Below are 8,818 nucleotides of genomic sequence, written 5' to 3' on the forward strand. Positions count from 1 at the left end.
TTGCTAAAAATCAACTGTTAAGTGTGGTATTTCCTCATTTGGTTGTATATAATAAGCCCTTAGCTCAAACTTAGTTATTAATTGTCCACCCTGATATTTCCTCTCTTGAGCGCAGGAAATCCCTATATAAGCCTTCTTTTTCTGCAAGTTCCCTTGGGCTTCCATCCTGTACTACCCTGCCATCTTTAATCGCAATGATATGATCTGCATTTTTAATAGAATTAATACGGTGCGCTATCATAATAACAGTCTTGTTCTTTGTGAGAGCTTCTATCGCAGCAAGGATTTCGTGTTCATTCTCAGCATCCAGTGCTGCTGTTGCTTCATCCATTATGATGATTGGAGCGTCTTTTAGAATTGCACGAGCTATTGATATCCTCTGCTTTTCACCTCCTGAGAGGCTGCTGCCTCCTTCATCAAGCACTGTATTATATCCATCAGGAAGTGCCTCGATAAACTCATCGATTTTTGCAGCCCTTGCAGCCCTGCGTACTTCTTCAATCCCTGCACCCGGTTTACCGAATGCTATATTATTATATATGCTGTCCTCGAATAAATATACCCTTTGAAATACCATGCTGATTCGTTTCATCAGTTCCGCATAATCTGCATCTCTTATATCTACTCCTCCAATTGTAATACTTCCGCTATTTATATCTCTAAATCTCGGTATGAGTTCACATAAGGTAGTCTTTCCGGAACCGGACGGTCCGATTATTGCTGTCAATGAGTTTTCTTTGATAGTAACAGATACATTGTGCAATACTTCATTGTCTCCATAAGAAAAATTGACATTTTTAAGCTCTATTTCATTGCCTTCCATAGTCTTTGGTGCATCACTCCAGCTCATCTGCTTAGCTTCTTCAACCTCTCCTATTACCTTTAGACCACTGTCTAAAAGGCCTATCATAGATAATACAGAGCCTGCCTGATTGAGCGAAACATACGCCATAAAGCTAAATACAAGAAGCATTATTGTTTTTACAAGAGAAATACCGCCTTCTTGCCTCATCCAAAGAGTGCAGGCAATTATGAGTATCTCAAAGACCGCTATAACAAATCTCCCCAAAAACTGCGACGGCATTGCTTTACTCGTGAGCCTGATGTTAGCATCCCTGCTGCCACTCACAGCTTCATATAGCTCGTCATTTCCTTCCTTTACACTAAATGCCTTTGTAACCTTAATCCCCTGAAGAAAAGTAAGGGCTGCCTCAGCCAAGACATTCTGTGCCTTTTGTAAGAATGGCGCATTCTTTTCTGAAACCTTCATTTGAAGATCTACTACAAAAAGATAAACCAGCATACCTATACCGGTGATAACGCCAATCCGCCACTCATAAAAGCAAACTGCTGCAAACATAGAAAGGGCGCTGAAAATGCCTGATACTGTAGTTATCATAGCCATCGCAGCCCCTGTTTCAATGCCACCCAGAGTCGTTGTAAGCGCAGCCACTATTTTGCCCGAAGCATTGTCACTAAAGAAGCCAAGTGGAAGCATCTTTAAGAAGTTCCCCAGTCCAATACGCTTATCTGCTGTCATAAAAAATCCAACAGCCACACTGCCTGAATGTTCAAAAAACGATGTTACAAAGCTCACGATGGCGCATATTACAGTTAGTATAACGATATTTCTTATTGCAGGTCCCACAGGTGCTTTATTTATCAAAACATCCATCGATATCATTATGGCAATAAGCTGTGTAACACCAACAAATGCGTGTATAAGCGACATTATCAGCGTAATAATAAGAGTTTTATGTTGGTGTTCACTGAATTCCCATAGCTTTTTAATTGTCTTTATCATTTCAAACCTCCCGGAAGAGACTCACCGTCTTCCTCTGAAAGCTCCCACATCTTCCTGTAATCCTCACACGAGAGCATAAGTTCTTCATGTGTGCCTATCTGCTTTATGCGTCCATTTTCGATATACGCAATTTTGTCTGCATTCTTAACAGTCATAAGCCTATGTGCAATTACAATTAGAGTTTTACCCTTTGCAGCCACTGATAAGGCTTCTTGAATCGAAGCTTCATTTTCAGGGTCAGAGCTTGAGGTGGCCTCATCCAGTATCATAATCGGAGCATTTTTCATCATAGCCCTTGCAATTGTAATTCTCTGTCTCTCACCGCCGGACAGGCTTCCTCCTGCAGAGCCTGACATGGTCTCATATCCCTTAGGAAGTTTGGATATAAATTCGTGACAGCCTGCTCTCTTTGCAGCCTCTTCTACTTCATCATCTGTTGCATCAGGTCTTCCAAGTCGGATATTATCCCTAATTGTCTTATCAAATAAAAATGTATCCTGATCTACGAAAGCAATTCTTTCATTTAGGGCTTCTTGAGTATATTCCCGCATGTCAAGCCCTCCAATAGTTATACTTCCTTCATCAGGATCCCAAAATCCTGCAAGCAGCTTACCAAGCGTGGATTTGCCTCCTCCGGAAGGCCCTACAAATGCCATCATACTGCCCTCTTTAATCTTAAAAGAAACATTATCTGCGGCCTTCTTTTCTGATTTACCTATACCGTCATCAAGTTCATCGCATTTTGATTTGCCATATGAAAAGCTTACATTCTTAAACTCTATGTCATTATTATTAAATTCTATATTTTCCCCTCTTTTAAGCTCAGGATAATTTAATACATCGCGGATTTCCTTCGCATATGTTCCCATCTGAGCCGCCTGGTCTATATAGGTTAAAGCTGTCATAAGAGGTGCAAATATTCCAAAAGATAATATCATCATCAGGAAGAGCATTGGCGTCTTAAGACTTCCATCACTCCAAAATATCAGGCCTGATATCAGTACTGGAAATATTGAAAATGGTGCTATAGCCATACCTAATGATGAATATACCTGTGTTTCCCTCATCCAATTAACATTATAATCTGCGTGTCCTTTGATGGCCTCTGTGTACTTGCGGTAGCTCTCCTTCGTCCTGCCAAAATTCTTAATGACTTCAATACCATTTACAAACTCTACAATAGCCTGATTCATACTCTTTGAAGCCTGTAGCTGTCCCCTAAATTTCTGAGCGTAGCCACGCATCATGCCCATGGTTACTGAAAATCCAAATAAAATCCATACAACCATCGTAAGAGCCACTCTCCAGTCAATAAAGAACATCCATATAATCAGAAATACCGGACCTGCAAGATTTCCTGTCATCTCGGGGAGCATATGGGCAAGAGTTTTTTCTATTCCTTCGACATTGTCGACTAACATAGTCTTAAGCCTTCCACTGCCATTTTCCTCAAAGTATCCCATAGGAAGCCTAAGCATTTTCTTTATAAGCTCGACTCTTATATCTCTAAGCGTATTGAATGCAGCAAGGTGTGACAGCCAAGTAGACAAATTCATAGCAATTCCACTGCCAAGCTTACATAATGCGAGTATGATACCGGTTCTTACAATCTGACTCCAATCAACCGTAGATTCAAATAGCTCTACAACTATTTTTCCTGCAAGAATGTATCCCCCAATGTTAAGAAATACCGAGAGTATGCTTATGATTACAGACAATGAATACAAGGCCCTGTATGGCCGCATGAATCCCCCTAGTTCCTTAAAGAATGATGCCGATTCTTTTCTTGTCCCCTCATCAGTTTTCATCTTAGTAAGCTCCTTTGTACATTAAGATATGTTTCCTAAGTTCTTAGAACAGACTAAATTAGCGAACGACTGGTTTAAAAATAAGTTAGATATCACTAACAGTGTAGCACAATATTTCTCATTCCTCAAGATTATTTATAAAATATATAGCTGACATATTAAACCGCAAGATTGCGAATTAAAAACAAATTACATTATGTTTAAAATACACCATTATATGATATGTGTATCAAAGTATTAAGTTTCATTCACAGGAGATTTTTTCCTGAAACTAAAGCTATATGAGAACTCATCGGCATGCCGGTGGTTCATTGTTATTGTGATAAAAAAAATAGCAGGGGGGTTTTAATCCCCTGCTATACATAAAAAGCATTAAATTATAACGCGAAAAATAAATTTTTCTATTTAAACTCTTTTAAGAACTGCTCACCTGTACCATATTTCTCATATACATAGTCAATATCTTTATCTCCTCTACCTGAGAGGTTGACAAGTATTGTGCCTGAGTTCTGATTTTTAGCATGCTTTATTGCGTACGCCAAAGCATGTGAGCTCTCTATTGCAGGAATGATTCCTTCATAACGTGAGAGTAAGAAAAATGCCTGCATAGCCTCATCATCAGTTACAGCTTCATATTTTACTCTTCCGCAGTCCTTCAAGTATGCATGTTCAGGTCCTACAGACGGATAGTCAAGTCCGCTCGCTATAGAGTAAACAGGCAGCGGCTCTCCATTTTCATCCTGTAAGAGCAGGCTTTCAAAGCCGTGAAGAATTCCCTTTTTACCAAATGTCATGCTTGCTGCATGGTCTCCTACTCCACTTCCTCTTCCGAGTGGTTCTACACCGACAATGTCAACAGGTTCAGGAAGAAACGCTTCAAACATACCTATTGCATTGGAGCCTCCTCCAACTGACGCACAAACAACATCAGGTAGATTGCCTGTCATTTCCCTGAACTGATCCTTTGCTTCAATACCAACAATTGACTGAAAATCACGCACTATCATAGGAAATGGATGAGGTCCTACGGCAGAGCCTATGCAGTATATTGCATCCTTATATTCTTTAAGATATCCTTCAAATGCAGCATCCACAGCCTCTTTAAGTGTCTTAAGTCCGTGGGTTGCAGGGATTACATTTGCTCCAAGCATTTTCATCCTTATTACATTAGGATGCTGCTTTGCTATGTCAACTTCTCCCATGTAAATATCACATTCAAGACCAAAGTATGCCGCAGCAGTTGCAAGTGCAACTCCATGCTGTCCTGCACCTGTTTCAGCTATGAGCTTTTTCTTGCCTAAGAATTTAGCAAGCAAACCCTCACCCATACAGTGGTTTATCTTATGTGCACCTGTATGGTTAAGGTCTTCTCTTTTAAGATATATCTGACATTTTCCTAGCAATGAAGATAAGCGTTCACAATGATAAACAGGGGTAGGCCTGCCTTGAAATTCTTTTCTGATACGTCTTAATTCATTGATAAAACGTGCATTATTGCAGATTTCTGCATAGGCCTCGGTAATATCCTTAAAAGCAGGAACTAATTCAGGAGGTAATATCATCCCTCCGTATTCCCCGAAATATCCCTTTTCATCAGGAAAGTTCTTAAGGTAGTTATCAAAATCACGGTAAGTTTTCATAATTACTAATTCCTTTCTTAATCAAAGTGCAATGCTTTGCTAACAAATAACTTAGCCCAAATTATTCACGAAAGTTCTTGTGATATCATAATTTGGGCTAATGTTAACATTCTAAAATTTTATTGTCAAGGGATTATTAAGTCTTGTTTGTGTCAAGCACTACAGGATATGTATCGGTCCATAGAGGAAAACACTTCTTCCAAGCTAAAATATCCTGCCTTTCGTATTGCCTCCTTTCCTCCAACAAAAGCGAGTACTGCGGGTGCTCCCAAGATATTTTCCTGTGCTGCAAGCGAAATATTCTCCTCCACCGGCACATAGCCACAAAATACCTGTGGATGAGACTCATTCCAAGCTCTAATTTTCTCCTTTAGAGCTTTGCAAGGACTACACTTTTCTGAACCAAATAGAAATAGACTAAATTTCTCTTGTTCTTTGAAAGTTATATACTCTTGTGATGATTGAATTATTCTCATTTCCTGCATAAATATCCTCCTTCGCCCAATTCATAACACATTCCATGCACTTAATACACTCCGTTGCATTTAACCTATTTCTCAAATTGCTTTGCAAGATAACAAACTTTCTATCATAACCATAAGCAAATTTTCCTGATTTATTTCAAACTCCTCAGCTGTAATCCTCTTATTAAAGTATTTAACTGATTTATCGTGATTGAGAAATTTATTGACACAGAGATACTGCTCAATCTCGTCAAGTACAAAAGCACTTTCCTTCAGAGATAAATCACTAAAATTGTTCGCATAATGAACACTTTTCATGATTGGTTTTAGCTTTGTATTAGGATATTCTTCCCCTAGCGTATCTCTTAATAAAACAACAAGGCTATTAAAAGTTTGACAGTTCAAATCCTCTACACTAATATTTTTAATAATTTTTTCATTGCATAGATGTTCAATTAGTTGAATCAAGCTTTGTTTTAAGTCAGGAACGATATTTTCACTCATTAAAGCACTTCTCCTTTACAAATTTATGATTTGTCTATCAAACACATATTCCCAAATTTTCAAACACTCTTCTAATTATATCTTCATAGCATTTACTATCAAAAGCCAACTTATGCTTTGCCATTTTCTTCTTAATGATATCCGAAAGCTCCAAAAGATAGTCATTATACATTTTAATAAACTTACTTACATTTTCTTTATTACCAGAATTCCATTCATTAGAACAAAAATGAACATATACAATAAATTTCTTAGTTTTAAGATAATAACTTGCCTGATAAATTCCAGACTCTGAATAATATTTTGATATATTTCCACTAAGGCAAACGCAAATATCCATCTTCTGCAATGCCTCTATCTCAAAGCTTTCAAATAAAGATTTCATTTCTTTTCTTATTGTTCTTGCAGCAGATAATATAATATTTAGCTCATCATCCGTTCCGCCAACAATAACATTCATATTGACTTTCATATTTTTTCCTCAAATTTTAGCTGTATAGTGTAAAAACTGCCTGTTTATATTGTATCAGGAAAAGCTTTCTACCTGTTCTACCAGCTCTAAAATAAGTGATGAAAAACTCTCTGCAATTTCCTCAAGGTCAGCATAGTCATTGTTATATCCACGCACCTTACCGCTTTCCAAGTCTATAAATACGATACTTCCATCACCTAAACCTCCAATAGGAAATGCAGGGCCGTGTTCACATTCGCTCATATACTCCTCGTATGCCTCTACAAAGATTGCATAGTTCTCCTCCAGTTCTTTCAAGCCGTAAATCCAAGGTTCTGCCAAATAGCAGCCACCTAAGTTAAGTAGCAACCAACGGTACTCTGTCGGAATAGATGCATATTTTGCTTCAAACTGTATTATTCTATTTTCTGTTTCAGGACAGATCCCTTCTGTAAACGCACTTACTTCGTAAGCCGCCTTAATCCTATCAAAGTATTTTGCTAAAACAACATTACTCATTTGCTCCCCCTCGTAACTTATTGATCTATTTAAGTTTTTCCTCCATTTTCTTCAGTATTTCGACTATTCTTTCCCTATTCCCTGCGGTTTTCACTCTATTTACCTCAGCCCTTATTCACCTTGAATCTGTACTTCCCTTTCCCGTGTCCGTATACTGGTTCGATAATATTCTTCTCAATCAACTCCGCCAGCAGTTCAGATGCCCTTGAAGATTTTATAGCAATTACTCTCATCACATCTGAACGTCCAAAGATAGCTTGATTAGTAAATGCCTCACGAAGTTTCAGAATATGGCTCAAGGTTTTCGACTGGAACTTTTTCTCAATATCCATTTTCACAGCCTCAATGTCCGGTTTTGCAGTTCCAATGTACGGTTTTTTAGTTCCAATGTACGGTTTTTCTAATCCCTTAAAGGTGCCACTGATATGTAACCTCCTGTTATGAAGCGGATGATTCTCATTCAGAAGAAGGTTTCTCAAGAACAGCTCCAAAAACTCCGTAGTTTCATGTATACCGTTTTTTAAGTCATTATAGTTTGCCCGGACAAGCGCATTGCGGAAATACCACGCATTCTCAGCGAAGATGTCATTTGTTACGTCAAAACCGAGAGTGCGTAGGTACTTGATAAAGAACACCGCCGTCGTTCTAGTGTTGCCTTCACCAAAGACATGAATTTGCCACAGTCTGGATATGAACACCGCAATATGATGTATGATTTCATCCATCGAAAGATTCTTGTAAGAGAACTTTTTTTCTTCGGAAAAATCGTAATCCAGTGTTGCTTTCAATTCTGTTGCACTTCCGTAAAGCACTGTAGCACCGTCAAGCACCCATTCTTTTTTCGTGATGTTATAATCCCTGATACATCCTGCATGGGAATAAATCCCAGTGAAAAGCTTCCGGTGGATGGAAATGTACTCATTCGGTGTAAAGCTGAACGCCTTCTCTGAAAGAAGTGCGGCGATTCTTGCCGAAACCTTGTCAGCTTCCTCGGTGCGATTGTCTGTATCGCTGGCTGGATTCTCTTCATAATAGCTCTGCAAGAGGGCATTCGCTTCCTCAAAGGAAATCTCACCTTCGATATTCCGAACGGCAGTATGCACCAAGTATTCTGATGTTTTAAGTCCGTCAACTGCCTGCAGACCAATAGCCGTATGCCATGCATAGCCTTTGTCCCGCTTATCCGGCTCAGACTCCTTAAAATATTCCTTAAAAGGATCTTCATTCACCAATCATCACCTCACTTTTCATTTTTCTAAGCTATCTTTCGAAGCAGCCTTAATCCTATCAAAATATTTTGCTAAAATAACATTAACATTATAGTTTAATGCAAAGTGTAGCTATATAGTCATTTCCATAATGTGATAATCTGTTTCTTTTATCACACGATTCATAAAAATCTATCATAGCCAGACCATTTTTAAGTTGTCCTCTAATCTGAGTTTCTAAGGTATGGCTAAATTCATATCCATATTCCGGATTTATGGTTATCTTGCCTTTCTCTTCAAGCTCTTTTGAATTAAAAGGCAGCGAATACTTTAATAGTAATTCCTCATCGGGTTTATCCCATACGACGTCAGCATCATACATGTATATCCAAGGATTCATAAATCCGACCATTAACAATC

At 38.5% G+C, this 8,818-nt stretch carries 8 protein-coding genes and 1 pseudogene; all 9 read right to left on the minus strand.

Annotation, left to right across the window (positions count from 1 at the left end; genetic code table 11):
* Positions 1-70: 70 nt before the first annotated feature.
* Positions 71-1,804, minus strand: a complete 1,734-nt coding sequence (locus tag ACO6HM_RS11375) for an ABC transporter ATP-binding protein (protein WP_485391156.1) — start codon at positions 1,802-1,804, stop codon at positions 71-73.
* Complete coding sequence (locus ACO6HM_RS11380) at positions 1,801-3,612, minus strand: ABC transporter ATP-binding protein (protein WP_485391157.1); 1,812 nt, start codon at positions 3,610-3,612, stop codon at positions 1,801-1,803. Before ACO6HM_RS11380 ends, ACO6HM_RS11375 begins: the two co-directional genes overlap by 4 nt.
* A gap of 401 nt (positions 3,613-4,013) precedes the next feature.
* A complete protein-coding gene (gene trpB / locus ACO6HM_RS11385; protein ID WP_485391158.1) occupies positions 4,014-5,252 on the minus strand; it encodes a tryptophan synthase subunit beta in 1,239 nt (412 codons plus the stop codon).
* 152 nt (positions 5,253-5,404) lie between these two features.
* Positions 5,405-5,737 (minus strand): thioredoxin family protein, encoded by a 333-nt coding sequence (locus ACO6HM_RS11390; protein WP_485391159.1) that lies wholly within the window; start codon positions 5,735-5,737, stop codon positions 5,405-5,407.
* A gap of 72 nt (positions 5,738-5,809) precedes the next feature.
* Complete coding sequence (locus ACO6HM_RS11395; RefSeq protein ID WP_485391160.1) at positions 5,810-6,220, minus strand: hypothetical protein; 411 nt, start codon at positions 6,218-6,220, stop codon at positions 5,810-5,812.
* Between the two features lie 37 nt (positions 6,221-6,257).
* A complete protein-coding gene (locus ACO6HM_RS11400; protein WP_485391161.1) occupies positions 6,258-6,692 on the minus strand; it encodes an Imm12 family immunity protein in 435 nt (144 codons plus the stop codon).
* Between the two features lie 54 nt (positions 6,693-6,746).
* Positions 6,747-7,190, minus strand: coding sequence for an SMI1/KNR4 family protein (locus tag ACO6HM_RS11405; protein ID WP_485391162.1), 444 nt, complete (start codon positions 7,188-7,190; stop codon positions 6,747-6,749).
* A 104-nt stretch (positions 7,191-7,294) separates the two neighbouring features.
* A complete protein-coding gene (locus ACO6HM_RS11410) occupies positions 7,295-8,419 on the minus strand; it encodes a Fic family protein (RefSeq protein ID WP_485391163.1) in 1,125 nt (374 codons plus the stop codon).
* 88 nt (positions 8,420-8,507) lie between these two features.
* A pseudogene (locus ACO6HM_RS11415) lies at positions 8,508-8,818 on the minus strand (class I SAM-dependent methyltransferase); the annotation flags it as partial.

The organism is Catonella sp., assembly GCF_057250765.1.